The organism is Mesoflavibacter sp. CH_XMU1422-2, from assembly GCF_037029245.1.
GTDB classification, from domain to species: Bacteria; Bacteroidota; Bacteroidia; order Flavobacteriales; family Flavobacteriaceae; genus Mesoflavibacter; species Mesoflavibacter zeaxanthinifaciens.
The window spans coordinates 199,806-226,217 of record NZ_JAYMEE010000062.1 but is presented as its reverse complement, the minus strand read 5'-3'; the positions used below and the strand labels follow the sequence as shown (position 1 = coordinate 226,217).

The following is a 26,412-nucleotide window of genomic DNA, read 5'->3' as shown; positions in this document are numbered from 1 at the left end:
TGAAACGTTAATTCTTTATTTTGGATAAACTTTGATTTAAAAACCTTAATTTTATTCTACAAAACTTATAAAAAGCAAATGGAAAAACTAATTTTATTAGAAAAATTAGAAGTAAACAATTTACTTAATACTCGTGATGGAGAAATAAAATTTGGTGAACAAATCAAGTTATTATCCAACGTTTCTAATATATACGACGCAATTAAATCTTTAGACGTTGACTACGTTATTTTTGGTTTACCAGAAGATGTTGGTGTATTCGCAAACCTAGGAAATACTGGCACTTACAACGCTTGGAATGCCACAATTAAAGTTTTGTTAAATATACAAAGTAACCCTTTTACAGCAGCCAATAGAGTTTTGATATTAGGACATTTAGATTTTACTGAAGAGTTAGAACAACTAACAAAACTTAAGCAAAACGATAAAAAACATTTACAAAGTGCAAGAAAATTGGTTACCGAAATTGATAAACACGTTACAGACTTAGTTTGTACAATTATTAGCGCTGGTAAAACACCTATTGCTATTGGTGGTGGACACAATAATGCTTACGGAATGATTAAAGGTACATCTTTGGGCTTAAAAAAACCGATTAATGCAATTAATTTTGATGCCCATACCGATTTTAGAAACTTAGAAGGAAGACATAGCGGAAATGGTTTTAGCTACGCATACAATGAAGGTTTTTTAAAAAAGTATTTTATTTTTGGTTTACATGAAAACTACACATCTACTCCTATTTTCGAGAATTTAGACACTGATAAAAAGCTAGACTACATAACCTATGAAGACATAGAAGTAAAACAAAAAACATCATTTAAAAACGCTTTAAAACGAGGTAAGGATCATATTTGTAAAAATGAATTTGGTATCGAAATAGATTGCGATGCTATCATTAATATACCAAGTAGTGCAAAAACACCAAGTGGGTTTAGCGTTAAAAAAACAAGACAATTTTTACATTATTTTGCTAAAAGAAAACACGTAAAATATTTGCATATTTGCGAAGCTGCACCAACAAAAAAAACAGCCAATCAAGTAGGTAAATTAATTACTTATTTAATAACCGATTTTATTAAAGCTAAAAACACCAAAAATGAATAAACTAAAAATTGAATATATAAGATTAGCTTTAGCTTTTTTAGTTTTTGTTTATATAGTCACTCATTTATTTTTATACATAAATCGTATTAATTCACAATGGTTTCAAGCGTTAGCAGAATTATTTACTATACCTAGTTTGATTTTAATTATCGCAATACCTATTTGGATGATTATTGATTTGGTAAAAAAAAATATTGCAGATAAATCAATTCTTAATTTAACCTTTTTCATTTCATTTATAAGTTTACTACTTTTTGGATTTGCCTTTATATATTTAAATTAATGACTGGAACAATTAATATTATAGCATTTAATAAACTTTACAGTAAAGATTTTTATAAACTAAATAAAGAATGGTTAGAAAGCTATTTTTACGTAGAACCTTTAGATGAAGACGTTTTAAGTCAACCTGAAAAGTATATTATTAACAAAGGTGGTTACATCTTTTTTGCAAAATTAAACGATACTATAGTTGGCACCTATGCGTTTATGCCATTAAAAGATAAAGAAGGTTTTGAACTTACAAAAATGGCTGTTTTACCTGAAATGCGAGGTCAAAAAATAGGACACAAATTATTAGAACATGCTATAAATTTTGCTAAAGAAAATAAGTTTAAAAACTTATTACTTTATTCTAACAGATCTTTAGAAAATGCCATTTATTTGTATAAAAAAAATGGTTTTAAAGAAGTAAAATTAGAACCAAATACACCTTACAAAAGAGCAGATATTAAAATGGAATTCAAAATGAATTAATTTCATTTAAAAACTTATCTAAATAACTGCAATAATCATTGTTGTTAACACATAATATAGTTAAGGTTTCAATAATTAATGTTTGCGTTTGTAAATGTTTAGGATTGATTTTATATGCTAATTTAAACTCTGAAAAAGCACCTTTATAATCTTTAGAATACAGTCGATTTATACCTGATTCTAATAAAAAATTAAACGCAATTTTATCTTCTTTTTTTTCTAACTTTTGCTTAGCTGTAGTTATAGTTTTTGAATGTTTTAAAAACTGATTTACCATAGAAAATGAAATTGGTGTAACAATCAATAAGATTATTAATGCAATTAAAGCAACTTTTTTAGATGAAGATTTAGAATGCTGAAGCTTAAATTTTCTTTTATAAACTGGAATAGCTGTAAAAGACGGTTTTCTTTCAACAGAAAAAGGTTTACGAGGTTTCATATTATAAACTCAACTTAACATACCAAAACCCATGTATCCCATAATCTGCTTTACTTATAAGTCTGAAAATCAAAATAATTGTTACAAAAAAAGCACTCTACTTTTAGAGTGCTTTTTCAATTAAAACTAACAAATTAATTAAGCAACAACGCTTATAGTATTTTCCTCATTTTTAACCTGTTTTTTAGTTTCAAATTGATTTGAAGTATTTTTTGCGCCACCAGCTTTTAAAGCATTATCTCCTGCAAAAAATGTTTTATGGTCGTCTCCTAAATCAGATCCTGCCATACGTTGGTGTTTTACACAAGCTACACCTTTGCGTATTTCTTGTCTTTGCACGTCTTTAACATAAGCTAACATACCATCTTTACCAAAATATCCTTTGGTTAAATCATTCATATGTAACGCAGTAGTGTGATATGTTGGTAATGTTATTAAATGATGAAAAACGCCTGCTTCTCGAGCTGCATCCATCTGAAATGTTTTAATTTTTTGATCTGCTCTAAACGATAATTCGGTATTATCATATTCTGCATCCATTAAATTATTACGGTCATAAGCAGTCATGTTTTCACCTTCGGCTAACATCTCTTCATAGACTTGATTTCTAAAGTTTAACGTCCAATTAAACGATGGTGAATTATTGTAAACTAATTTAGCATTAGGCACAACATCTTTTACACGATTTACCATATGTGCTATTTGCTTTACATTTGGTGTTGGCGTTTCTATCCATAAAAGATCTGCACCATTTTGTAAGCTAGTAATGCAATCTAGCACTACTCTATCTATATTAGAGCCTTCTTTAAATTTATACAATCCGTTAGCTAATCGTACAGGTTTTACTAATTGTCCGTTTCGTTTTAATAACACTTCATTTTCGGTTACGTCTTCAATATTAACTGGATTTGCATCTACAAACTCTAAATATTTAGATGCCAAATCGCCTTTAGTTTTACTTACCGGAAGCTTTTGTGTTAATCCTGCACCTTCAGAATCTGTTCTTGCTACTATAATTCCGTCATCAACTCCAAGTTCTAAAAATGCATATCTAACTGCATTTAATTTTGCTATAAAATCTTCATGTGGTACAGTTACTTTACCATCTTGATGACCGCATTGTTTGGCATCAGACACTTGGTTTTCAATCTGTATCGCACATGCACCAGCTTGAATCATTTTTTTTGCTAATAAATACGTCGCTTCTTCGTTACCAAAACCAGCATCTATATCTGCTATAATTGGTACGATATGTGTTTGAAAATTATCTATTTGATCTTGTACATCTTCGCCTAATTCTAAACGTCTAAATAAATCGTTTAATTCTATTGCATCTGCTTGACGTAAAAAATCATAAATCTCTGCAATTAAAGCAGGAACTGCTGTTTTTTCGTGCATAGATTGATCTGGTAATGGTCCAAATTCTGAACGTAACGCAGCTACCATCCAACCCGATAAGTATAAGTATCTTTTATTTGTTGTATTGTGATGTTTTTTCACAGCAATCATTTTTTGTTGTGCCACAAAACCATGCCAACAACCTAAAGACTGTGTATAATTTGAAGCATCTGCATCATATTCTGCCATATCTTTTCGCATAATAGCTGCAGTATATTTTGCTATATCTATACCTGTTTTAAATTGGTTTTGAAACCTCATTCTTGCGCCATTTTGTGCCGAAATTGCTTCCCAAGTTGTACCAAATTTTGCTTTTAAATCTTGTATTGTTTGTAAAGCAGAATTGTAATTAGTATCAAATAAATTTTTCATAATTTTGTAATAGTTATTTATTATTAATAATTGGATCCTGTTGATTGTTGCCGCAATCGCAGGATCATTTTTTTATAAGTATTTATAAGCTGGTAATGTTAAAAACTCTTCAAATTCGGTAGCAGTTACCAAAGATTTAAATAACGATATCGCTAATTCAAATTTTGTATTTTTAATAGCATCGTCTCCTATTTCTGTGATCAATTTTTCAACTTCATCATCAAAAATATCAGTAAATAATTGGTTGTTAAATACACGTCCATCTTCAAGAGTTACTTTATTTTTTAACCATTGCCAAACTTGAGTTCTCGAGATTTCTGCTGTAGCTGCATCTTCCATTAAATTATATAGCGCAACTGCGCCAAAACCACGTAGCCATGCTTCGATATAAAGAATACCGACGTTTATGTTTTTTCTTATTCCTGCTTCGGTAACAGTTCCTTTTGGGATTTCTACTAAATCTTCTTCTGTTATAGTAATATCATCTCTTGTTACGTGAAGTTGATTTGGCGTTTTCATGTGCTTATCAAATTCATTCATTGCTACTTCTACCAATGCTGGATGTGCTACCCATGTCCCATCGTGACCATTTATTACTTCGCGTTCTTTGTCTTTTCTTACTTTTTCTAACGCTGCTTTATTAGCTGTTTCGTTATTTTTTATAGGAATTTGTGCCGCCATTCCGCCAATTGCTAAAATGCCTCTTTTATGACATCTTTGGATTACTAATTTTGAATAGGCGTCCATAAATGGCGACGTCATTGTTACTTGATCGCGATTTGGTACAACAAAATTTGGGTGATTTCTAAACTTTTTAATATATGAAAAGATGTAATCCCAACGTCCGCAATTAAGTCCGACAATATGATCTTTTAATTCGTAAATAATTTCATCTAATTGAAAACTAGCCGTAATAGTTTCGATTAAAACCGTTGCTTTAAATGTGCCAACAGGAACATTTAAATAGTTTTCGGCAAAGGTAAATACCTCGTTCCACCATCGTGCTTCTAGGTAATGTTCTAATTTTGGTAAATAAAAATATGGCGCAGTACCATGTTCTAGCATGGTTTTGGTGTTATGAAACACATACAACCCAAAATCTACTAAACTTCCAGACGCTTCTTCTGTATTGAATAATAAATGTCTTTCGTTTAAATGCAAGCCTCTTGGACGCACTAATAATACTGCTGTTTTATCGTTTAATTTATAGGTTTTATCGCGTTTGCTATCGTGTAAAATAATAGTCTTATTATTAGCATCTAATAAGTTTTGCTGACCTTCGATAGAGTTTTTCCAACTTGGCGCGTTACTATCTTCTAAATCTGCCATAAAGGTTTTTGCACCAGAGTTTAATGCATTAATAATCATCTTTCTATCTACTGGACCAGTAATTTCTACACGTCTATCTTGTAAATCTTCCGGAATTGCATTTGCTGTCCAATCACCTTCTCTAATGGCTTTTGTCTCTCTAGGAAATTCTGGAAATTTACCTTGATCAAACACCTTTTGTTGCTCTACACGTCTTGATAATAATTGTAATCTATTAGAATTAAACTTTTCGTGTAAAGCAGAAAGAAACTCTAAAGCTTCATCGGTTAAAATTTCTGGGTAATACTGTTTTACCGCTTTAGAAAATTGTACTGTTGGTAATTTTAATGTGCTGTATTCCATGACGTTTTGTATTTATAAAGCAATATTAAAACAAACTTTTGAAAAAAACAAGCGAACGTTCGCTGTTTTTATTTATTCGCTAAAAAATAATATTCGCAAAATTGATTATATTTGCTATTATGGAAGAAGATTATATTAAGTTAATTTTTGGCTTAAAGCTAAAGCAGATAAGAACTGACAGAAATTTATCCTTATTTGGATTATCTAAATTATCTGGGTTATCAAAATCGTATTTAAACGAAATTGAAAAAGGAAAAAAATATCCTAAACCTGATAAAATTGCAATATTATCTGAAAAATTAGATGTGCCTTACGATCAATTTGTATCCTTAAAATTGGATAAAAATTTGGCGCCTATTGGTGACATCTTAAAGTCAAAGATTTTAAAGGAAATTCCGTTAGATTTATTTGGAATAAAAGAAAGCAACTTAATAGAAATTATTGCCAATGCTCCAGCAAAAGTTAATGCTTTTATAAGTACAATTATAGAAATAGCGCAGCATTACAGCTTTAGTAAAGAAAGTTTTTATTTGGCTTCTGTAAGATCTTTTCAAGAAGCAAATAATAACTATTTTGAAGCTTTGGAACAAAGCGTAATTAAGTTTGCAGAAGCTTATCAATTAGATTTAAAAGCTAATATTTCGTCTTTAGAATTAGAAGAAATTTTAGTTGAAGAATATGGCTACACTATTAATAATAAAGAATTAGAAAATTATAAAGAATTAGATAGTTTAAGATCTATTTTTATTCCTAAAACAAAAACGTTGTTAGTGGCTAATCATATTGATGAAGCCCAACGTACGTTTATTTATGCTAAAGAAATTGCGTATAATTATTTGAATTATAAAGAACGATTATATACATTTTCCTGGATTAAATTCGAAAATTTTGATCAAGTATTAAATAATTTTTACGCGTCTTATTTTGCTGGTTCGTTAATTTTACCTCAGGAATTACTTACCAATCAAGTTGACAAACTATTTAAGAAAAAAACCTTTGACGATAAGCAATTTGTGCAAATTGCACAATCGTTTAACGCTTCTCCAGAATCTTTTTACCAGCGTTTAACCAATATTTTGCCTAAAGATTTTAATATTCAGAATTTATTTTTCTTACGTTTTATTCATAAAAAAAATAGTCCAAACTTTTACTTAACCAAAGAGCTGCATTTATCACATCAACATTCGCCTCATGCTAACGAAACAAACGAGCATTATTGCAGACGTTGGATGTCTTTAAAGGTGTTAAAAGACATTGTAAATACAAACGATAAACATGTGTTTAATTTACAAATCTCTAATTATCCAGATAGTAACCAATCGTATTTAGTATTGTCTTCTGCAACAAAAGATCCGTTTAAAACCGACCAATATAGAAGCGTTAGTATAGGATTATTAATTAACCAACAATTAAAAAGAAAGCTTAACTTTTTAGAGGACAAAAAAATTGAAACCTTTAATGTTGGTGTTACTTGCGAGCGTTGTGCGATCAAAGATTGTAAAGAGCGAATGGTACCAGCTAAAATCTTAGAAAAAGAACAAAAAAACCTAAAAATTGAAACCGTTGTAAACGATATTTTTAAACAATTTAGTTAGTTTTCTAAAGCTTTTAATGAATCTAGTTCGCGTTGTAAACGTTCTACTTCACTTTGTTTTCTAGCATTTTTAATTGAATCAATTTGTGCTTTTAATTCTTCAACAGTTAAATCTTTGTTTGTAGAATTAGTTAATGTGGAATCTATTTCAATTACTTTGTCTTCCATGCCACTTATAGCATCTAACATAGTATTATCTTCTTGAAAAAAGTTACCAATACCTTCACTAGCACGCCAAGCTTCATTTAACTGATCATAAACTATTTTATTCCATTGACTAGGATGTTTTGCATCAATCCAAACTACATCACGATATTCGCTATCAATTAATGCTAAATCTGGTGTTGCAGAACCATCAAACTGCGCATTATCCTTTTTAATTGAAGAAATAGTACCTAGAAAAAACATACGTTTTTTACCAGCTATTTCTTTTATATATGGTCTAAACTCTACTGGTTTATTTACAGACCAATCGTATTCTTTTCTAGATTCTATCACTTTTAAAGGCATTGCAGAAACACCTGCATAACCTTGTTTTTTACTAGCATGATCGTAATAAAATAGTTTTTCTGTTCCGTCTGCAGGCACAAAAACACTGTACGTTAAACTAGTACGCTCATCGCCTACTGGCTCTAAACCAAACCAATGATATAATCCACTATACGCATCTTTATTACTTTCAGAAAAATCAAAATCGGTAACAAATGGTTGCTGGTTTTGATCATCTGGTAAAACAGGAATTTTTACAGCAGTTTCCATATTCCATGGTAAAGGATCACTAAATCCACCAAGAAATTTTAAAGATTCTGCTTGTAAACGCGATACTCTTTCGGCAAGTGTATTTTGACGTGTTAAAAATGGATAGTTTTTCATTTGATCTGGAGCTACAAAAGTTCCTTTTCCTATAAATACACGCTCTAAATAATCATTAAAATCATGTTCTCCGTTTTCAATAATCATAACGCCACCAAAGGTTGGATACGGGAAGAAAAATCCTTTCCATTTAATCAAGCTAACTACTTCTACCCAATGTCCACTATCATCTTTCATGTAATACGTATCACTTGGTTCGTAATTAAATAACATCCAAGGATTAAAACGTTGTACTACAGCGTTGTATGTGTTGCGACTAAATTTTAAAGATTCTCCTATTGAGAATGTTACTGGAATTCGGTTTTCATTAGAAAAACGAGGAAATGGAGTTGTGCTTGGTACTGCAAACACTTCTTCTGTATTATCACTTATGCCTTGCCATACGTACTTTTCGGTTGGCTGAATTGCCATAGTCCATTTATTTTCGCCATCTACTCTAACTAAATGCGGTAAGGATACATCTTTGGTTTCGCCAACACTTTCATTAGCCATAGAAAAAATGTTACGTAATGGTTGTATACGTTCGTTTTGTGTAAGAGGCAACTCATTAATTTCAACTCTATTTAAATTATTAAAAACATTATACGTTTTCATATAATCATAAAGTTTTAAGTGCCAACCTAACACGTAAAGCAATCCAAAAAAAGCTACCAAAATACCTAGAATACCTAAACGTGTTCCTGTTGATGGTGAGTTTCGGAATTTTTTTAACCCAAAAAATAAAACAATTGCACTTAATATTATTATGAAGATGTATTTTCTAAAAAATAATAATGCAGGTTGATAATCGTCTCTTAAAAAGAATAAAAGACCTACTACTACCAAGCTTATTGTTATGACTATTGTTTTTTGTTTTCTGCCTTTATTCCAGTAATTTTTTATCATAAATATTGTATTCTAATTTAAAAAAAACTTAAAGCAATTACATTAATCCTTTGTCTTTAAGACGTTGGCGTGCACTTTTTTCTTCTTTTTTAGGTTCTTCTTTTATTTCTTTTTTAGCTTCTTCTACAACTTTAGTGTCTTTGGTTTTTAAGTCGTCTATAAACTCTTTTCCTTTGTTTATACTTTCGTTTAAAACGTCTTCAAAAGATTCACTCTTTTCACCAATAACATCGCTAGATTTAAGTATAAAATTAGCTAGATATGTACCAATTAATGTACCTACAATTGCAGACACAAACCATTGTACTAATGAAGCTGAAATTGGTAAAATAAATTGAACAACTACTATTGCTACTAAAAACAAAACGGTTATATAAACTAACCTAAGCAGAAAATTTTGTTGAAAAATGAATCCTTTTTTACTATCAGATTTCATTTGTAACTCTTTAGAATACATTAGTTTATTAAAAAATCGATAGACTTTATTGCTTTTAGATTCTCTCCAATACAATAAAATTCCGAATAAAATTGAGGCTACAAATATGATAAGTTCTAGTGTCATTCCTTTTTATTTATTTGTAGTAAATTTATAGCAATAGTTACAGGTAAACAAGTATTTTTTTTGAGATATATTCTTTTAATTAGTTAATTATATAAACCATAATTAATTTTTTTCGTATATATTTACAACTTTGTAACCCTTAACTAATTAACTAATGAAACTAAAACTTCTCTTTTTATTTCTTTTTTGTTTTAATATAATAATTGCTCAAGACAATAGTGGTCGTTTAAAAATTGGGGATGAATATAGTGTAGACATATCCTCAAACCCATATTACTCTAATAATCAAACAGGTATAGTTTTTCAGAAAGAATTTAGATCTACTGGTTCTGGCTATGTAAAAGTACATTTTAAGAATTTTGATTTAAACTCTGGAGATTATGTAAAGGTATATAGCCCAAAAACTTCTGAAGAGTTTTTCTATTACAACCAAGGTAAATTAATTGGTAATGAAGACCAAATGATTGATACTTTTTGGTCTACAACTATATGGAGCGATCATATAATTGTTGAATTATACAGTCAAAACGGAAATAATAACCATTACGGATTTGATATTGATACTGTAGCCTATGGGTATAGTGTTGATAAAATAAGTAGTGCTTTTGAAATTTTGACACCTCAAGACACAGAAACTGTATGTGGTTTTGATGATAAAGAAGCTATTGTTTGCTACGATGGTACAGAAATGGGTAGAAAATCTGAAGCTGTGTGTAGATTACTTATTGGTGGTAGTGGATTATGTACAGGTTGGTTATTAGGTTGTGACGGAAACTTAATGACCAATAACCATTGTATCGAAAACTCAACTGACGCATTAAATACAGAATTTTTATTTAATTATAAATATGCTGATTGTGCCGAAACAACTTTTGCTTTACAAGACCTAGTAGCTACATCTTCTACTTTTATCCAAACAGATGCAAATTTAGACTTTACGCTTGTTATGCTACCTGTTAACCCAACTTCTACTTATGGATACTTAAGTTTATCATCTACAATAGCACCTGTAGGAGAAAGAATTTATATACCTCAACATCCAGCAGGAAGAAGAAAAGAAATAGCTGTAAATACAGATGTTGGTGGCGATGCAAACGGATTTGCTATGATTACAAACCAAGGAGATTTTCCTAATCGTGTAGAATATCAATGTGATACAGAAGGTGGTAGTTCTGGGTCTCCAGTAATACGCTATTCTGATCATTTAGTGGTTGCAATCCATAATACTGGCGGTTGCCCAAATGGTGCTTACGGAAGAAGTGATAATTTAATTGCTGCAATAGGTGCTAATATGCCTAACTGTGGAGTTGATGACCCTAACCCTGAAGCACCTTACGTAACTTTTTCTAGTGCTACTTCTACTGTAAATGAAGCTACTGGTTGCGATTATCAAGATATAGATTTTAATTTAAGAATTGCTATGCCTGCATCTAACAATGCAGATGTTACGGTTAATATCATTAATGAAACGGCTACAAACCTTGAAGATTTTGAAGTTATAACACCTAATCCTATAACATTTTTAGCAGGAGATGATACTGACCAAACTTTTACTGTTAGAGTATATAATGATGCTTTTATTGAAGGAGATGAAACCTTTTCTTTAAACCTATCTTTAAATGCAAATGGTGGTGACGCTCAATTAGGTACTATAGATACAAAAACTTTTACTATAATTGACGATGATTATGCTCCTTCAATAGGTAGTAATGTAACTTTAGCTTCGGATGATTTTGAATCTGGATTAACTAATTGGACTGTTACAGGAAATGGTTTTCCTACTTTCTCAATAGGTGATGCTGCATCATCTTCATCTAGCTCTTGGAGTACAGTTGGTAACTCAACTAACTTTGCTTATGTTAATGATGATGCTTGTAATTGTAACATGAATCAAGAACGCTTAATGTACACTACTCCATTTGATTTTTCTGCTTACAGTACAGCTAATTTAAATTTTGATATTATTTATACAGATAGTAATGATCAATATGCTTCAGATAGTTTTATACAAGCATCTACAGATAATGGTTTAACTTGGCAAAATGTAGGACCAGAACTTATTTCGTATTCAGAATGGACCAATGTAGATGTAGACCTTTCTGCTTATGCTGGACAATCTAACGTATTAATTTCTTTCTTATATAATGATTTAGGAAATTGGGCTTATGGTTTAGCTATTGATAATTTTACTGTAACCAGTCAAGGTAATGCAAACATACAAACTAGTGTTAATAACGGAACAACAAATGCAATTGTACCTTTAGCTAGTTCTGGGTTAGTTTATGCTTACGACTCTAGTAATGGTAACATTATTGCTAGTTTAGAAAACAATGATAATTTTAATTACAACTGTGTTAATGTAAGTGTTTATAGAGATGGAACTGCTGGACAACCAATTAATGGTAGTGTAGCTCCTTTACTAGCTATGGATAAGCAGTTTGAAGTTACTGCTACTCAAGCTACTCAATCTGGAAATAATACTATGACCTTTTATTTTACCGAAGCTGAAGTTGCTGGTTGGGAAACTGCTGTTGCTGGCACATATACAAGAAACGACTTAGTTATTAATAGAGAAAGTACTTCTGGCACTGTTGAAAACGTTATGGCTACTATTGGTAGTTATAATGGCGGAGTAACCTTAACCGGAGACTTTACTGGTATTGATGGAATATATAGCTTTGCTCCTGCAGCTGCTCTATCTAATGAAGAGTTTGAGATTAAAAACTATAAAGTTTATCCAAATCCTGCGTTAAACATTTTAAATATTTCGTCTAACACAAATATTGAAAAATTAACCATTTACGATATAAATGGAAGATTAATAAGTACAATATCTCTTGAAAATAATACGCTTAATTATCAAATAAATATTACAAATTTATCACAAGGAATGTACTTTTTAGAGATTAACTCTAACAGTTTAAAATCTTTAGAAAAGTTTATAAAAAAATAGATTAATAATCTTAATGAAACAAAAAAACAGGTCGTTTAGACCTGTTTTTTTTATATATTTTTTAATATAGTTTCTACAACCCAATCTTGAAAAGATTCATCCCAAGTAGCATATTGTTTGTAAAATTCGTCTTTATCATACCAAAACAAAAATAAAACATCTCTTGGTGAAATATTGATTAACAACTTCCATATTAAATCTTGTTGAGAAACATGTAATGACGAATGTGGTGTATGTAATGCATTAAAAATACCTATATCTACTAAATCATGTATTTTGTATTGATTACTTACTTCAAGCTTTTCAAGATACAATTCTACACCCATAATCTTTTTTCTTGTATCAATATCCAATTTATTTAAATAACTTTTAAAAAGTACATTATCATTAAGTATTTGCTGTATTGGATGTTGTGTCGCTTTTAAAGACATTGCAAATTCCATTTTTTTAATACGTTGGTATCGATCTGTATTTAACGCAGCTTCTAAATCATATTCTACAATAATATGATCTCGCAATTTTTCCATTAACTCTGGTTGATTAATATGATAAATCAACACATCGTGTATAGTATCTTTTATAGCTTCTTTATACCATTTTAAATCTTCAAAAACCACGATTGGAGATATAAAATCTCTTAGTACATAAACACCACCAAAAGCTTTGGTGTAAAAAGATTCTGACTGATGCTGAAGACTGTGTAAACTTAAATCTCTATGACGTAAGTCTCCATATGTTTTAGCAGATTCTAACAATTGCTCATGAATACTTTCATCTATAAAATTATTGCCTTTTTTAAAAATTTCAATAAGTCGCTCTTGTTCTTTTTGAGCTTTATTTAAATTATCTATTAGATGAAAGTTGATACTTACTTTATCATATTTTAAAACATCTAATGGCTCATAAAACGCATCTATATTTTGATCAAAGTCTAAGCAAATGGCACTATCGCGAGTAATATCATTTATTTTATCACCGTGAATTCTAAATACTTGCTGCATCATTTCTTTATCAAAACTATGAAATGGAGAATATACAGGTTTACCCTTTTGTAAAGGCGAAATGATGATGGCATGCGGATTAGCTTCTCCGTTATTTAGATACATAGTAGAGCCTTTTTCTTCAGCTATTTCTGGACTGTAACCAACGCCATCAATAAAAAATGAAGTTAATTTTGTTGGCGTAAAACCAAGCTTAACTAAGCATTTATTATAACGCTCTACTAACTTTCCGCTAACGGGAATTAATTCACTTCTATATAAATTGGCTTGTTTTAGTTTTTGCATTTTAATCTGAATCAAAAATTTTCAAATTACTCTTCTTTATCTTTTGATGGTAGTTTTTTTATAGTTTTTATATTTCCTTCTACTGGTGAAATCTGTACCTCATTATTATCTTTTGTAGCATAAAAAACATACAAGCTATTTTTACCTAAAATTTTCACTTCTTTAGCTTCTCCATCTTCATACACAATTTGATGCGTGTATTGGTAATCTTGGCTTTCTAATTTTTCCTTTCTTTTAAATCCACCTCCTAAACCAAAACCTAAAAACATACAAATTAGCATCAATAAAATAAATGGAATAACTGCGTGTTTTCTATTAAAACTCTTTAATATTTTATCTATTTTTTCTTTCTTTTTTCCTGATTGGTACTTTTCCTTTTTTGAAAGCTTTGTATAATACCAATTTAAAAGTTTAAAGTATCCTATCATTAATGGTATAAGTACTGCTAATACTACTGGCATAAGCCAATGCGAACTTATCACAGCCAACGGACTTAATAACACATCTAAAACCGAAGTATATTCAAAAATATTTACACCTAACAAACCATAAAATATGGCTTGATTGGCTACACCTAAAACTAATAAAAACAAATATCCAATAGACATATAGTCTTGAATACTGTAATTAGTTACACTTTGCTCTGTTGTTTCAATGTTAGCTGTTTCCATGATTAATTAAGATTTATCAAACTGTTTTCTTGCTTCCATTTCAATATTTAATTGATTAACTCTACCTTCTACTTGACGTTTAAAATCGGTATCTGCAATAGTCGCAACATTATCTAAATAACGTACAACTTCTTGTCGTCTAATTTCAGAAAAATCTAAACCTTTCATATTGGCTTTCATTAATTCTTGAAGCATCGCAAACTTGGTATCGTAATCTTTTTTGAAATAAATCTCTGGATTTTCAAACCAGCTTTCTTCTAAATCAAAATCGGTTAAACGTAATGAAATTGCGCTCTGTATATTCCTAACATCTCTAGAAGAGAAGAACGGAAATATCTTCTGTATTTCTTTATACAACGTTGCATAAAACAAATGATCTGTTGTTTTGTGTTGCTTTTCGGCAATATCATAAGCTTCTAAAACACGTTGTTCTGTTGGTTTGTTAGACACGTTTAAAATTTCACCCATATTTTTAGCCAAACCTTGATCTTGTAAATAGTTATAATTTGCAGGGTTTTGCATGTTTACAAAGTCTGGCATTGTCTTTTCAAATTTACGCCACCATAAGTGATCTTGATCTAAAAAGTCGTGTTCTGTACGTGCTCCGTCAATTTTAAAACGTCCTTGCACACGAGAGATTACTGCTTTATCCAGCATTTCTGGTAAGTTGGTAAACAAACCTATAGAACTGTTACCATAATTAACCGCATAAGCACCTTCTGTATAACGTAAAAAGACACCAATAACTTCTTTTACACCAGCCGAAACACCTTGTGCTGTACGCTCTTGTAAGTTATTTTCGGCATCATCAATTGGTGCAAAAATTAATTTTGTTGGATCTTGTAAAGGTTTCATCCAATCAACCATTTTTTCTGCAGATCCACCTTGAAACGTACTAATTAACGTATCTGGCATTGGATGAAACAAAAACGGAATATCTAAATTATCACAATGTTCTTTTAAACGCGTTGCTATAGCAGCGATAAGCATACTTTTTCCTGTTCCAGGAATACCGTAACCCATAAAGACTGGCATGAATCCGCCTAATTCTTGAAACGGATTTTTCTGTGCTTGAAAATCGTAGCTTAACATTCTTTCCGTTAAACGACGTGCAAAGTGTTTAGCATCTCTGTTACCTACAATTTGCTCGAATTTAATTTTATTAAACTCGACACTTTTAGCAGTACCTTGAAACGTGTTTTCCCAACCAGAAATTGCAAAATCACTGTTTTCTAGTTTGTATGTTCTATCTACAATAGTTTCGGTGTATTCTAAACTGCTTCTTCTTAAATTAATTTCGTCAATTACAGCTTCAAAAAAGACCGCTGTAAAATCGGCTACATCTTTATCAGATTTGATTATATCTGGATGCGCTAAATACTTGTCATAGTAAAATAACGTACACGAAATCCCTTTTAAAGGTGATAGTAAAGACACTTCTGGAATACCTGCAAACTTCTGTTTCATCACACTTAAATCGTCTGACGCATAAGGTTTTATTTGATGCAGAATATAATAAGACGTTGCAAATAACATAAACGCTGTTGCGGTTTGCATTTTGCTTTCGTATTCGCGTTTTCCGCTACTGTCTAATGCCGATTTACGCTCGTTTAAACTTGATAAACCCGATGCATCATAATAGCTATCTTTTATCCACGTACCTAAAGTAATTCCTTCTTGAACGGCATATAACGTCTGGTTAAGATGAATTGGAATTGCAATACTATCTGGCAACAAACGTTTTTTTAGCGCTAATATGGTTTTTGAAACAGATGTTACAGAAACCGAAGAACCATTATTAGCACGAGACAGATACAATAAAATAGACTCGTCTTTAGCATCTTTATCTCTGTTTTTTGCACGCGCGCCTTGCTCCCAACTTACACTTTTTAAGTAAGATGACGCTTCATCACGTAACACATCTAGTTCTGATTTTTTTATAGGAAATGTGGAATTGTGTTCCATTATCTTTTATTTAAGTATGCAGTTTACAGTAAGCAGTTTGCTGTCTTAGGCTACTACTTTATTAAACTACATGAGTTTGTTTTTATCTAAATTTATTAGGATTATTCATCATATAATTAATAAATTTTCCTATTTCTTCACTTTTAAATTGTAATTCTGTTCTTTCTTTTTCAGAAATATAATTACATGCTAATGCAAAATCTAACCAAAGTTGTGTTTCAGAGTTTTCGCTATCAGTATCAGACATTTTACTTTTAAAATGCTTTTCATATTGTCTTTTTCTATAACCTTCAGCAATATTTGAACAAACTGAACGACTAGATCTAACCATTTGAGAAGTCAAGCCAAATAATTCTGATTTAGGAAACGTTTTGCTTAACTCATAAACTTCCATTGCTAGTTCGAATCCTTTTTGATATGCTAATAATGACTTAAAACTCATAATTTGTTATCTTTTACTGCCTACTGAATACTGCTTACTGCAAACTAAACCTTATCAATTTTTAAATCTGAAATTTGAAATGGCGGTTTAGCCAGTTTATTCATTATTTCAGGGTTTTTGTTGTATAATAGCTGTATGATTCTATGAGGCGCAAAGACGTATTTTTGTTTGATAACTGGACTCCAATTTTGTAACACTTGCTTATTAAAAAATCCGCCTTCTTGAAATGTGCTTCCAGACATAACCTCATGTACTTTAAAAGACAATGCGTAAGCTTCTAAAGGCACTTCTTTTTTTGCTATTGCTTCTAAAATAGTATGTGTTAATTCGTTTTCGTCTTTTGCAAACACATTATGAAATGCACCAACATCTAACCGCTTAATATGTTTTGGTAATACACGTTTTAAACGTCTATCTATACCATAAGCCATAGTATCTAAATCCATTTGGCGATCTGCTACTTTGTTTAAAACCTCGTAGATATCTTCTTTGTCTTTTAAAGGATCTTTACCATCGTAATCAAAATACATGTAACAAATAAATGGTCTATTTAAAGACACGTCATAAAAACTCCAACTGGTCATATATTCTGCTTGACTACCTTTTGGTGCTTTTATGATTTTACCTTGAACAAAGCGGTTGAAAATATATTTTTGTTCTACAGAGGTATAATAAACTATTGACGCTGCTTGAAATAATTTATCACGTCTGACTGGTTCTTTTACCCTTAATAATTGGTCTAAAAACTCTTCCTGTAATTGTGATACATCTTTTAATTTATTAATGTAATTATGACGTAATGATAAATCATTATATAGGTATCTAAACTCTAAATAATTAGGAAATCCAGAATCCGTTACATCAACTTTCATGTTATCTTCCTCATCGTACATGTATTTAATACGCATAGCCTCGATAGAATACAACAACAAATCTGCATATTGCTTAAAAAACACAATTTCTTGCTGTGTACACAAGTTGTTTTGCTGTACTGCAACAATCAATTCTTTAAGAGCAAAATCTACTTTTTTATGATAAAATACATATTGCGCTTTACTATCTAAGATAGCCGAATCTAATGGTGTTGTAATATGATGTATTGACATGTTTTTGCTGTTAGCTTTATGCTTTAGCTTTTATTTTTTTAAATATTGAATCAATGCCTTTAATGTTAATCCGCCAAAGACTAATACATTAACACTACCAATGATTAATCCAATGTCTGAACTTGTTGTTTTTATAATGAAAATACCAACAATAACTATGATTATTGATAATCCGTTGTCTTTAATAAATTGAATGAAGTTATCCATTTTACACTGTAAATATTGACTAACTTTTACGTTTTACTTTTACTTGGCTAAGTGATGCGTTAAGGATTGAAGCGACATCCTTTTTTGCTACTTTCACTTCGACTACGCTCAGTGACCATTCGCAAAAAAGATATAGCGGAAAGCCTGACCTACTTTTGCCATTAAAAGCAAAAGTAGGTAACGCCCATCTTCTCGATACAATTTCTCGTTCCTCAAAATCACTCGAAGTGACAATTTTAACCTAATAAATCGTCTTCGGTGTCTTGTTTTGGAGCACCATTACCAACGCCTCCAGAATTATCTTCAGTAGGTTGATTAGCATCTGCTTTGTAATAGTCTTCAAAAATTTCTTTCATATCGATTCCGTAACGCTCGGCAAAATTCTTTTGAATATCTACGTCTTTAGCGCGGATTTCTTGTAACGCTTCTGCGTAACTACTGTAAACACCTTGCATTACTTTTTCGTGAACTGGTATATTATCCATCATCTCTTGACGTGCTCTTGCACTTGCTGTGTGCATTGCTGCTAACGTCTCACCAATATGCTCGTCTGTTTTTACTCCTAAATGTTCTAAAATAGACGCAAACTCTTGGTCTGTACGTGCTTTAAGCGCTACTACGTAACCATCGTAGTACTTTAAACGCTCGTCTGTATCTGACTTTAATTTTGCACGATGCGTCTGTAAATTACTGCGTAAAGACGTTAAAACTTTAATCGTTAAATTATGCTTGTGAACAAAGCTATCTTTTGATGCAGCTAAAGTTGTGTAAGCGTTTTTAAGACCTTCTAATTCTTCTACTTTTTGCTCAAGTTTTGTGACTTTAGCTAACGCTTCTGAGTATTCTGTAGATTGTTTGTCCGCTACTTCTTCTAAAGCTTGACGTGCTTGTTTTAATAATGCGTATTGCTCTTCTAATTTAGATTCGGTTTCGGCTTTTTTCTCTAATGCTTTAGTATGGTTTTTAGATGCTTCTACTATGGCATCTTGTAACTTATCCTCTACTTCTTTAATTTCTACCTCACGGTTTTTTAATCGTGTAATTGCAGCTTGAGATTTGTAAGACAGTTCGCTTAATAAGGTTTGTACATCTGCACTTTCTATACGCTCTTGGAACATTGCTTTTGCTTTGTTATCTGCAGCTGCACGTGTTTTTTCGGCTTCTTTTAAAGTATCTTCGGCTTTTTTGATTTTGCTTTTTCTTCCCCAAAGGTTATTCCACCACGTATCTGGTTTGTTTTGTGCGTCTTCTAGTTCGATTTTAGCACGTTCTAAAGCTTTTTGTGCATCGTCTATAACTTTTTGCTCGTCTTCATTTAAAGACGAAAAACGCTCGAAAAGTATACCAACTTCATCTTGATAATCGGTTAAGTCTTTAATTGCATCTAAAAGTGTTGTACGGTCTTTTTCTGCCATGTGAACAACATCATCTAAGGTCGCGTTAAGAATTTTATGACGACTTTCAGGATCGTCTTCTTGTGCTAGTTTAGACTTCATGGTGTCAATTGCTTTTCCCCAATTAACGTCTACTTTTTCGTTTTTTTCTTGAGAGTTGGTTTCTAATAAGTCAAAATCATCAGACATATATACTTTATTTTAAGGTTGGACAAATTTTCTGTAAGCAATTTCGTTAAAAAATATTAGTTGAAGAAATATTTAATGCTCATAATATTGGTATTATTTGTTATAAAAATGTTACAAATTATTTTTTCTATCGATTGATACTTATCTTTAAAAGAAAACCATAAAAAATGAAAAAACTACTATTTATTACTCTTTCAATGTCTGTTTTATTGACTAGTTGTAAAGAGAATACGAAACAAGAAACGACTTCTGAAATGACTAACACTGAAGTTATTGAACAAACAAAAACAAAAGCTAGCTTAGATTTTACACCAATCACACACGCAACCATGGTAATGAATTATGGTGACGAAACTATTTACGTAGATCCAACTGGTGGCAAAGCAGCATTTGCTGATTTTAAACAACCTACAATTGTTTTAATTACAGATATACATGGCGACCATTTAAGTATTAATACTTTAAAAGAACTAAATCTTAATGGCACAATAATAGTAGCGCCACAAGCTGTAGTAGATAAGTTTCCTGAAGACTTTAAACCAATGTTTAAAGTGTTAAATAATGGACAAACAGCAGTTGTTAAAGACATTAATATTGAGGCTATACCAATGTATAATTTACGTGAAGAAGCTTTAAAATTTCATGAAAAAGGAAGAGGAAATGGTTATGTATTAACCTTTGGAGACGAACGTGTTTACATCTCTGGTGATACCGAAGATATCCCAGAAATGAGAAATCTTAAAAACATTGATAAAGCTTTTGTTTGTATGAATTTACCTTACACAATGCCTGTTGAAAGTGCAGCTAGTGCTGTATTAGATTTTAAACCTAAAACCGTTTATCCTTACCATTTTAGAGGTACTGAAGGTTTGAGCGATGTAGAAAAATTTAAATCTATTGTAAATGAAGGTAATCCTGATATTAATGTAGAGCTTTTGGAATGGTATCCAAATCAGTAAACAGTTAGCAGTTAGCAGTTAGCAGTTAGCAGTTAGCAGTTAGCAGTTAGCAGTTAGCAGTTAGCAGTTAGCAGTTAGCAGTTAGCAAAATTAAAAATTCCTCAAAAATGAAATTTAGAGAAAAATATTATATTTATATCCTCAACTATTAAAATGAATGCTCAAATGATTTTAACTATTTTTCTTTTATTTCAAGAAACTACTGATGTAACTTGGTTAGAAAAGCTAGCGGACATATTGTCTTATTCTTTACTAATAGTATTTTGTTTACTAATAATCAGTATTTACAAAATTTTTAAATTGAAGAAAGAAATTAAAACGTTAAAGAATAAAGTTTAATTCATAAAAAAGCCTTCCAGTTTGGAAGGCTTTTTTAAACTATCTTACTAGTTTTTTATACTTAATTCGTTTTGGCATTAAATCGCCACCAAGACGTTTTTTCTTATTTTCTTCATAATCACTAAATCCACCTTCGAAGAAGTATACTTGACTATCGCCTTCAAAAGCTAAAATATGCGTACAAATACGGTCTAAAAACCAACGGTCGTGACTAATTACCACTGCACAACCTGCAAAGTTTTCTAAACCTTCTTCAAGCGCTCTTAATGTGTTTACATCTAAATCGTTTGTTGGCTCATCCAATAGTAATACGTTTCCTTCTTCTTTTAGCGTCATTGCTAAATGAAGTCTGTTACGTTCTCCACCAGACAATAATTTTACCTTTTTGTTTTGCTCGCTACCAGAAAAATTGAATCGGCTTAAATACGCACGAGAGTTTACTTCTCTTCCTCCCATCATGACCAATTCCTGCTCGTCACTAAAGTTTTGCCAAATTGTTTTTTCAGGATCTATATTAGAATGGCTTTGGTCTACGTAAGCAATCTTTGCTGTTTCACCAACTTTAAATTCGCCTTTATCTGGTGTTTCTTCACCCATAATCATTCTAAAAATTGTGGTTTTACCAGCTCCGTTAGGACCAATAACACCAACAATACCTGCTTGTGGTAAATTAAAGTTTAAGTCTTCGTATAATAATTTATCTCCGTAAGCTTTACTTACTCCGCTAGCTTCAATAACGTTTGTTCCTAAACGTGGTCCGTTAGGAATATAGATTTCAAGTTTTTCGTCTAATTGTTTTTGATCTTGACTCATTAACTTGTCATAATTCTTCAAACGTGCTTTTTGCTTTGTTTGTCTTCCTTTAGCACCTTGTCTAACCCATTCTAACTCTCGTTCTAATGTTTTTTGACGCTTAGAAGCTGCTTTACCTTCTTGAGCCATTCGTTTAGATTTTTGATCTAACCAAGACGAATAGTTTCCTTTCCACGGGATACCTTCTCCTCTATCTAATTCTAAAATCCAACCAGCAATGTTATCTAAGAAATAACGGTCGTGCGTTACTGCAATTACAGTTCCTTTATATTGTGCTAAGTGATGCTCCAACCAATGTACAGATTCTGCATCCAAGTGGTTAGTTGGCTCATCTAACAATAACACGTCTGGTTCTTTTAATAATAATCTACAAAGTGCCACACGACGTCTTTCTCCACCAGATAAAACACCTATTTTTTTATCGCCTTCAGGAGTACGTAGTGCATCCATAGCGATTTCTAATTTAGTGTCTAATTCCCAAGCATTAGAAGCATCGATTTGATCTTGAAGTTCAGCTTGACGGTTCATTAGCTTTTCCATTTTATCTGGATCACTATAGACTTCTTCTAAACCAAACATATCGTTAATTTTGTTGTATTCATCAAGAATTGCAACTGTTTCTGCAGCACCTTCTTTAACAACTTCTAATACTGTTTTTTCTTCGTCTAATTGTGGTTCTTGTTCTAAATAACCAACAGAATAACCTGGAGAGAACACAACATCACCTTGATAGTTTTTATCTACACCTGCTATGATTTTTAACAAGGTAGATTTACCCGAACCGTTAAGTCCAAGAATACCAATTTTTGCTCCGTAAAAGAAGCTTAAATATATATTTTTAAGTACTGGTGTATTAGCGCTTTGAAACGTTTTGGTAACACCAGACATTGAGAATATTACTTTTTTATCGTCTGACATATTTTATATCTTATTTTTTATTATTTATTACAATTATACGCGACCTTTAAGTGCGTTAAATACCCATGCGATTGCAAAAAAACCAATTCCTACAGAAGCAAATCCCCAACCAGCAACATCATCATACCTAAAAGCACCAAGTGCTATTAGCGCTAATCCTACTATTATCATTATTGTTGTTGCCCATGCTAAGACTGTATTTTTATTAATTGCCATTTTAAATCCTTTTATAGTTTAGTAAAAACAAATATCGTTTATTTTGTAAAAAAAGCAGATAATTTAAGTGCTTTTTTACAATTCTAACACACAAATTTAATTACAAGAGTTACCAATTTATCTATTATAAATTAATTAAAGTGATTCTCTTTTTTTCTTTATTTAGTAATTTTTTAGGGGTTATTTTAAAGAGTTTTCAATTAACATATTATTATAAAAATTAAGGATTCTAAAGTTAATTGTACAAATTACATTTGTAACTTGTTTTATCCTTAAACTACCTCTTTATATGAATAAAGCCTTACTATCTTTAGCAATTGGCGGATTTGGAATTGGACTTACTGAATTTGTTATTATGGGAATTCTACCAGATGTAGCAACTGCTTTTAATGTAAGTATTCCTATTGCAGGTCATTTTATATCTGCTTATGCATTAGGTGTTGTTGTTGGTGCTCCAACTATAACAGCTTTTGGAAGCAAATTTCCGTCAAACAAAATGCTTTTGGGTTTAATGGTTTGGTTTACGGTGTTTAACACCTTATCTGCTTTTGCAACTGGCTATAATTCTTTCATTATATTACGTTTTTTATCTGGTTTACCACATGGTGCTTTTTTTGGTATTGGTGCTGTTGTTGCTGGTAAATTATCTAAACCTGGTAAAGAAGCACAAGGCATAGCTATAATGTTTAGCGGACTAACATTTGCCAATCTATTAGGCGTACCACTAGGTACTTATTTAGGTAAAAATTTCTCTTGGAATGTGTCTTTCTTGCTTGTTGGTTTGGTTGGTGTTATGGCTGTTTTAGGTGTTAAATTTTGGATGCCACTTTTAAAAAATTCTTCTGATAAAAGCTTTTTAGAAGAATTTAAAATCTTTAAACGTGCCGAACTTTGGTTAATCGTTCTTTTAACAACTATTGGAACTGGCGGATTCTTTGCTTGGTATAGTTACATTGCTCCGTTAATTACTGAAGTTGCTCATCACACAGAAGATATTGTTACATATGCAATGATATTGGCAGGTTTAGGTATGGTTATAGGTAATTTTGTTGGTGCAAAATTAGCTGAAAAATTCTCATCCCTTTATGCTGTTACTATTGTCTTAATTTTAATGGTTATTTGTTTAATTATCAATACGTATGCGGCACATGATAAAATAATGGTTTTAGTAATGACTTTTATTATCGGTGTTGTAGCTTTTTCAATTTCAACACCTATACAATTATTGATAATAAAAGCATCAAAAGGCTCTGAAACCTTAGGCTCTTCTTTAAATCAAAGTGCATTTAATATTGGTAATGCATCTGGTGCGTATTTTGCAGGACTACCAATTGCAATGGGTTACGGTTATACCTCTGCAGATTGGGTTGGAGCTGCTATGGCTGGTACAGGAATTATTCTTGCGGGAATCATTATTCTAATTAGAAAACATTAAATAAAAAAAGCACTCTTTTTAGAGTGCTTTTTTTATAAATTATACTTTAAAAATGTATTAGCTCATCGGTACTTCTATGAACAGAAGCTGAGTGTCTTCCTTAGTCTTTAAGGAAAAATCTTTAGTTTCATAAACACCTATTGCATCTCTGGTTTCTAATTCATTATTTTCTACTGAAAAACTTCCAGAAATGGTCATAATGTAAACACCATGATTTTCACTTATCAAATTATAAGTAAGAGACTCATCTTTTGACAAATCAATTCTTGATAATTTGGCATTTTGATGAATTTTTAAACCTTCATCATTATTATCTATAGAAGATACTAAGGTTTGTAATTTACCTTGCCTATCTTCTGCATTAAAATGTTTTTGATCATAACGTGGATTTACATTTTTTTTATCAGGAAATATCCAAATTTGAAATAAATTTAAATACTCGTCTGTTTTTGCATTCATTTCAGAATGTTGTACGCCACTTCCAGCGCTCATTACTTGTACTTCTCCTGCTTCTACCATTTCCCATGTGTTACCCATAGAATCTTTATGTTTTAAAGTTCCTTTTAAAGGAATTGTAATAATTTCCATATTATCATGTGGATGCGTACTAAATCCCATACTTGGAGCTATAATGTCGTCATTTAAGACTCTTAAAGCTCCAAATTGAACTTTTTCTGGGTTAAAAAAATTAGCAAAACTAAAACTATGATTAGCTTGTAACCATCCGTGGTTTGCATATCCACGATCTTCTGCTTTGTGTACAATTGTTTTCATTTTTTTCTTTTCTTTTAGCAATATTTTCCCAATATTAATTCCTCATTTTATCTAATAAGTCACTAAGTTGGTTAGCTTCTTCTTCGTTTAAATTTTTTAATAAATTTAATTGTGGACTTTGCGGATCTATTTTTTCTAATAATTCTAATCCTTGTTTAGTAATACCAATCAAAACAACACGTCTATCACCTTCAAAAGGAATGCGTTCTATTAAATTTTTATCACATAATTTATCGGTAAGTCGTGTTAAGTTAGGTGCACGTTCTACCATACGTTCTTTAATAGTTTGTACCTTAATTGGTTCTTTAGCGCCTCTTAAAATTCTTAAAATATTATATTGTTGTGGAGACAACCCAAACTGCTTAAAAAATTCATTTTGATGACTAGAAATCCAATTTGCAGTATATAGAATATTAAGCATAGCCTTAACTCTATTATCTTTAAAAGATGAATTTATAGCTTCTGAAAAACTTGACATAATATTATTTATTTAAAACTGATGTTAATTTATCTACCGCCTGCTTTAATTCTTCATTTAATGCATGATCAATAATTTTTTCATCTTTAAAATTATCATTGAAAGATGGTAAATTAAATGTTGAAACAATCTCTGCTGAATGTCTTGGAAACCTTTCTTCACCCATACTAAAAGACGAAATTGCAGCTCTTGCTCCTGGTGAAGTACTCATTAAAAGTAAAGGTTTGTTAAAAAAGAAATTTAACTCTATTCTAGATAACCAATCCATTAAACTCTTAAAAACTGCTGTATAAGCGTTATTATGCTCTGCAAGAGAAATTATAAAAGCATCTGCAGTCTTTAACTTTTCTAAAAACAACTTCGCGTTTTCAGGAAAACCAGAATCCTTTTCAATATTTACACTATATGTTGGTAATGGATAGTCATTAAGGTCTAAAATTTCAACCTCAAAACCATTGATTAGATTAGAAGCATATGTTACTAATTGCTTATTAATAGATGTTTTACTATCACTTCCTGCAAAAGCTATTATTTTTTTCATTGTAAATATCTTTTTGTTTGTTAATACAAAATTAGGAAATATAAATTTATATTCCAAGGAATATATTTA

Annotated in this window: 24 protein-coding genes; 7 read left to right on the top strand and 17 right to left on the bottom strand. The window is 31.0% G+C overall.

The window, feature by feature from the left end; translation table 11 throughout:
• The first annotated feature begins 78 nt into the window (after positions 1-78).
• From WA340_RS10360 to WA340_RS10350, 3 genes are read left to right on the top strand one after another with little or no spacing between them, the layout of a single operon-like run.
• Complete coding sequence (locus tag WA340_RS10360; protein WP_336128941.1) at positions 79-1,107, top strand: formimidoylglutamase; 1,029 nt, start codon at positions 79-81, stop codon at positions 1,105-1,107.
• Positions 1,100-1,390: a hypothetical protein gene (locus WA340_RS10355; RefSeq protein WP_336128939.1), complete on the top strand. Its 291-nt coding sequence runs from the start codon at positions 1,100-1,102 to the stop codon at positions 1,388-1,390. The genes WA340_RS10360 and WA340_RS10355 overlap by 8 nt, the downstream gene beginning before the upstream one ends.
• A complete protein-coding gene (locus tag WA340_RS10350) occupies positions 1,390-1,863 on the top strand; it encodes a GNAT family N-acetyltransferase (RefSeq protein WP_336128937.1) in 474 nt (157 codons plus the stop codon). Before WA340_RS10355 ends, WA340_RS10350 begins: the two co-directional genes overlap by 1 nt.
• Here WA340_RS10350 and WA340_RS10345 read toward each other — a convergent pair.
• From WA340_RS10345 to aceB, 3 genes are all read right to left on the bottom strand, one after another.
• Positions 1,850-2,302 (bottom strand): hypothetical protein, encoded by a 453-nt coding sequence (locus WA340_RS10345; RefSeq protein WP_336128936.1) that lies wholly within the window; start codon positions 2,300-2,302, stop codon positions 1,850-1,852. The two genes, WA340_RS10350 and WA340_RS10345, sit on opposite strands and share 14 nt — an antisense overlap.
• Before the next feature lie 138 nt (positions 2,303-2,440).
• Positions 2,441-4,072 (bottom strand): isocitrate lyase, encoded by a 1,632-nt coding sequence (locus WA340_RS10340; protein ID WP_336128935.1) that lies wholly within the window; start codon positions 4,070-4,072, stop codon positions 2,441-2,443.
• Between the two features lie 72 nt (positions 4,073-4,144).
• On the bottom strand, positions 4,145-5,743 hold the full coding sequence (gene aceB / locus WA340_RS10335; RefSeq protein WP_336128934.1) for a malate synthase A: 1,599 nt from the start codon (positions 5,741-5,743) through the stop codon (positions 4,145-4,147).
• A 119-nt stretch (positions 5,744-5,862) separates the two neighbouring features.
• Between aceB and WA340_RS10330 the strand changes: the two genes are divergently transcribed.
• Entirely contained in the window at positions 5,863-7,338 is a 1,476-nt protein-coding gene (locus WA340_RS10330) for a helix-turn-helix domain-containing protein (protein ID WP_336128932.1), read from the top strand.
• On the opposite strand, the gene WA340_RS10325 is transcribed toward WA340_RS10330, so the two are convergent.
• Both WA340_RS10325 and WA340_RS10320 read right to left on the bottom strand, forming a co-directional pair.
• Entirely contained in the window at positions 7,335-9,095 is a 1,761-nt protein-coding gene (locus WA340_RS10325) for a hypothetical protein (RefSeq protein ID WP_336128931.1), read from the bottom strand. The two genes, WA340_RS10330 and WA340_RS10325, sit on opposite strands and share 4 nt — an antisense overlap.
• 37 nt (positions 9,096-9,132) lie before the next feature.
• Positions 9,133-9,657: a hypothetical protein gene (locus WA340_RS10320; protein WP_106677983.1), complete on the bottom strand. Its 525-nt coding sequence runs from the start codon at positions 9,655-9,657 to the stop codon at positions 9,133-9,135.
• Positions 9,658-9,811: 154 nt separating this feature from the next.
• Between WA340_RS10320 and WA340_RS10315 the strand changes: the two genes are divergently transcribed.
• Positions 9,812-12,610: a trypsin-like peptidase domain-containing protein gene (locus WA340_RS10315; protein ID WP_336128929.1), complete on the top strand. Its 2,799-nt coding sequence runs from the start codon at positions 9,812-9,814 to the stop codon at positions 12,608-12,610.
• 50 nt (positions 12,611-12,660) lie between these two features.
• Here the strand turns inward: WA340_RS10315 and WA340_RS10310 are convergent, their stop codons facing one another.
• The 7 genes from WA340_RS10310 to WA340_RS10280 all read right to left on the bottom strand — a co-directional run bounded on the left by WA340_RS10310 (position 12,661) and on the right by WA340_RS10280 (position 19,870).
• Positions 12,661-13,896, bottom strand: coding sequence for a DUF6638 family protein (locus WA340_RS10310; RefSeq protein ID WP_336128928.1), 1,236 nt, complete (start codon positions 13,894-13,896; stop codon positions 12,661-12,663).
• Between the two features lie 26 nt (positions 13,897-13,922).
• Entirely contained in the window at positions 13,923-14,567 is a 645-nt protein-coding gene (locus tag WA340_RS10305; protein WP_336128927.1) for a hypothetical protein, read from the bottom strand.
• Positions 14,568-14,573: 6 nt separating this feature from the next.
• Positions 14,574-16,532: an AAA family ATPase gene (locus WA340_RS10300; RefSeq protein WP_336128925.1), complete on the bottom strand. Its 1,959-nt coding sequence runs from the start codon at positions 16,530-16,532 to the stop codon at positions 14,574-14,576.
• A gap of 82 nt (positions 16,533-16,614) precedes the next feature.
• On the bottom strand, positions 16,615-16,974 hold the full coding sequence (locus tag WA340_RS10295; protein ID WP_336128923.1) for a four helix bundle protein: 360 nt from the start codon (positions 16,972-16,974) through the stop codon (positions 16,615-16,617).
• 44 nt (positions 16,975-17,018) lie between these two features.
• Entirely contained in the window at positions 17,019-18,080 is a 1,062-nt protein-coding gene (locus tag WA340_RS10290; protein ID WP_336128922.1) for a hypothetical protein, read from the bottom strand.
• Between the two features lie 30 nt (positions 18,081-18,110).
• Entirely contained in the window at positions 18,111-18,287 is a 177-nt protein-coding gene (locus WA340_RS10285; RefSeq protein ID WP_155912552.1) for a hypothetical protein, read from the bottom strand.
• Between the two features lie 236 nt (positions 18,288-18,523).
• Positions 18,524-19,870, bottom strand: coding sequence for a coiled-coil domain-containing protein (locus tag WA340_RS10280; protein ID WP_336128919.1), 1,347 nt, complete (start codon positions 19,868-19,870; stop codon positions 18,524-18,526).
• Positions 19,871-20,037: 167 nt separating this feature from the next.
• Here WA340_RS10280 and WA340_RS10275 point away from each other — a divergent pair, with 167 nt between their 5' ends.
• Positions 20,038-20,829, top strand: coding sequence for an MBL fold metallo-hydrolase (locus tag WA340_RS10275; RefSeq protein ID WP_336128917.1), 792 nt, complete (start codon positions 20,038-20,040; stop codon positions 20,827-20,829).
• A gap of 378 nt (positions 20,830-21,207) precedes the next feature.
• On the opposite strand, the gene ettA is transcribed toward WA340_RS10275, so the two are convergent.
• Together ettA and WA340_RS10265 are read right to left on the bottom strand one after the other, a co-directional pair.
• Positions 21,208-22,899, bottom strand: a complete 1,692-nt coding sequence (gene ettA / locus WA340_RS10270; RefSeq protein ID WP_336128916.1) for an energy-dependent translational throttle protein EttA — start codon at positions 22,897-22,899, stop codon at positions 21,208-21,210.
• Positions 22,900-22,932: 33 nt separating this feature from the next.
• Positions 22,933-23,115, bottom strand: a complete 183-nt coding sequence (locus WA340_RS10265) for a CAL67264 family membrane protein (protein WP_336128914.1) — start codon at positions 23,113-23,115, stop codon at positions 22,933-22,935.
• 289 nt (positions 23,116-23,404) lie between these two features.
• On the opposite strand from WA340_RS10265, the gene WA340_RS10260 reads away from it, so the two are divergent.
• Positions 23,405-24,550, top strand: coding sequence for an MFS transporter (locus tag WA340_RS10260; protein ID WP_336128913.1), 1,146 nt, complete (start codon positions 23,405-23,407; stop codon positions 24,548-24,550).
• Between the two features lie 57 nt (positions 24,551-24,607).
• On the opposite strand, the gene WA340_RS10255 is transcribed toward WA340_RS10260, so the two are convergent.
• The 3 genes from WA340_RS10255 to WA340_RS10245 are packed head-to-tail and all read right to left on the bottom strand — an operon-like array spanning position 24,608 to position 26,343.
• On the bottom strand, positions 24,608-25,324 hold the full coding sequence (locus tag WA340_RS10255; protein ID WP_336128911.1) for a pirin family protein: 717 nt from the start codon (positions 25,322-25,324) through the stop codon (positions 24,608-24,610).
• 34 nt (positions 25,325-25,358) lie between these two features.
• Positions 25,359-25,802, bottom strand: coding sequence for a MarR family winged helix-turn-helix transcriptional regulator (locus tag WA340_RS10250; RefSeq protein WP_336128909.1), 444 nt, complete (start codon positions 25,800-25,802; stop codon positions 25,359-25,361).
• Positions 25,803-25,806: 4 nt separating this feature from the next.
• Entirely contained in the window at positions 25,807-26,343 is a 537-nt protein-coding gene (locus WA340_RS10245; RefSeq protein WP_336128907.1) for an NADPH-dependent FMN reductase, read from the bottom strand.
• Positions 26,344-26,412 lie beyond the last annotated feature (69 nt).

What these genes read in the sequence shown, in the direction of transcription:
- WA340_RS10325 (WP_336128931.1), bottom strand. Translation starts at nt 9,095, where the DNA reads ATGATAAAAAATTACTGGAATAAAGGCAGAAAACAAAAAACAATAGTC.
- WA340_RS10285 (WP_155912552.1), bottom strand. Translation starts at nt 18,287, where the DNA reads ATGGATAACTTCATTCAATTTATTAAAGACAACGGATTATCAATAATC.
- WA340_RS10255 (WP_336128911.1), bottom strand. Translation starts at nt 25,324, where the DNA reads ATGAAAACAATTGTACACAAAGCAGAAGATCGTGGATATGCAAACCAC.
- WA340_RS10350 (WP_336128937.1), top strand. Translation starts at nt 1,390, where the DNA reads ATGACTGGAACAATTAATATTATAGCATTTAATAAACTTTACAGTAAA.
- WA340_RS10280 (WP_336128919.1), bottom strand. Translation starts at nt 19,870, where the DNA reads ATGTCTGATGATTTTGACTTATTAGAAACCAACTCTCAAGAAAAAAAC.
- WA340_RS10275 (WP_336128917.1), top strand. Translation starts at nt 20,038, where the DNA reads ATGAAAAAACTACTATTTATTACTCTTTCAATGTCTGTTTTATTGACT.
- WA340_RS10295 (WP_336128923.1), bottom strand. Translation starts at nt 16,974, where the DNA reads ATGAGTTTTAAGTCATTATTAGCATATCAAAAAGGATTCGAACTAGCA.
- WA340_RS10245 (WP_336128907.1), bottom strand. Translation starts at nt 26,343, where the DNA reads ATGAAAAAAATAATAGCTTTTGCAGGAAGTGATAGTAAAACATCTATT.
- WA340_RS10345 (WP_336128936.1), bottom strand. Translation starts at nt 2,302, where the DNA reads ATGAAACCTCGTAAACCTTTTTCTGTTGAAAGAAAACCGTCTTTTACA.
- WA340_RS10330 (WP_336128932.1), top strand. Translation starts at nt 5,863, where the DNA reads ATGGAAGAAGATTATATTAAGTTAATTTTTGGCTTAAAGCTAAAGCAG.
- WA340_RS10260 (WP_336128913.1), top strand. Translation starts at nt 23,405, where the DNA reads ATGAATAAAGCCTTACTATCTTTAGCAATTGGCGGATTTGGAATTGGA.
- WA340_RS10265 (WP_336128914.1), bottom strand. Translation starts at nt 23,115, where the DNA reads ATGGCAATTAATAAAAATACAGTCTTAGCATGGGCAACAACAATAATG.
- WA340_RS10250 (WP_336128909.1), bottom strand. Translation starts at nt 25,802, where the DNA reads ATGTCAAGTTTTTCAGAAGCTATAAATTCATCTTTTAAAGATAATAGA.
- WA340_RS10360 (WP_336128941.1), top strand. Translation starts at nt 79, where the DNA reads ATGGAAAAACTAATTTTATTAGAAAAATTAGAAGTAAACAATTTACTT.
- WA340_RS10320 (WP_106677983.1), bottom strand. Translation starts at nt 9,657, where the DNA reads ATGACACTAGAACTTATCATATTTGTAGCCTCAATTTTATTCGGAATT.
- aceB (WP_336128934.1), bottom strand. Translation starts at nt 5,743, where the DNA reads ATGGAATACAGCACATTAAAATTACCAACAGTACAATTTTCTAAAGCG.
- WA340_RS10355 (WP_336128939.1), top strand. Translation starts at nt 1,100, where the DNA reads ATGAATAAACTAAAAATTGAATATATAAGATTAGCTTTAGCTTTTTTA.
- WA340_RS10290 (WP_336128922.1), bottom strand. Translation starts at nt 18,080, where the DNA reads ATGTCAATACATCATATTACAACACCATTAGATTCGGCTATCTTAGAT.
- WA340_RS10305 (WP_336128927.1), bottom strand. Translation starts at nt 14,567, where the DNA reads ATGGAAACAGCTAACATTGAAACAACAGAGCAAAGTGTAACTAATTAC.
- WA340_RS10300 (WP_336128925.1), bottom strand. Translation starts at nt 16,532, where the DNA reads ATGGAACACAATTCCACATTTCCTATAAAAAAATCAGAACTAGATGTG.
- ettA (WP_336128916.1), bottom strand. Translation starts at nt 22,899, where the DNA reads ATGTCAGACGATAAAAAAGTAATATTCTCAATGTCTGGTGTTACCAAA.
- WA340_RS10340 (WP_336128935.1), bottom strand. Translation starts at nt 4,072, where the DNA reads ATGAAAAATTTATTTGATACTAATTACAATTCTGCTTTACAAACAATA.
- WA340_RS10315 (WP_336128929.1), top strand. Translation starts at nt 9,812, where the DNA reads ATGAAACTAAAACTTCTCTTTTTATTTCTTTTTTGTTTTAATATAATA.
- WA340_RS10310 (WP_336128928.1), bottom strand. Translation starts at nt 13,896, where the DNA reads ATGCAAAAACTAAAACAAGCCAATTTATATAGAAGTGAATTAATTCCC.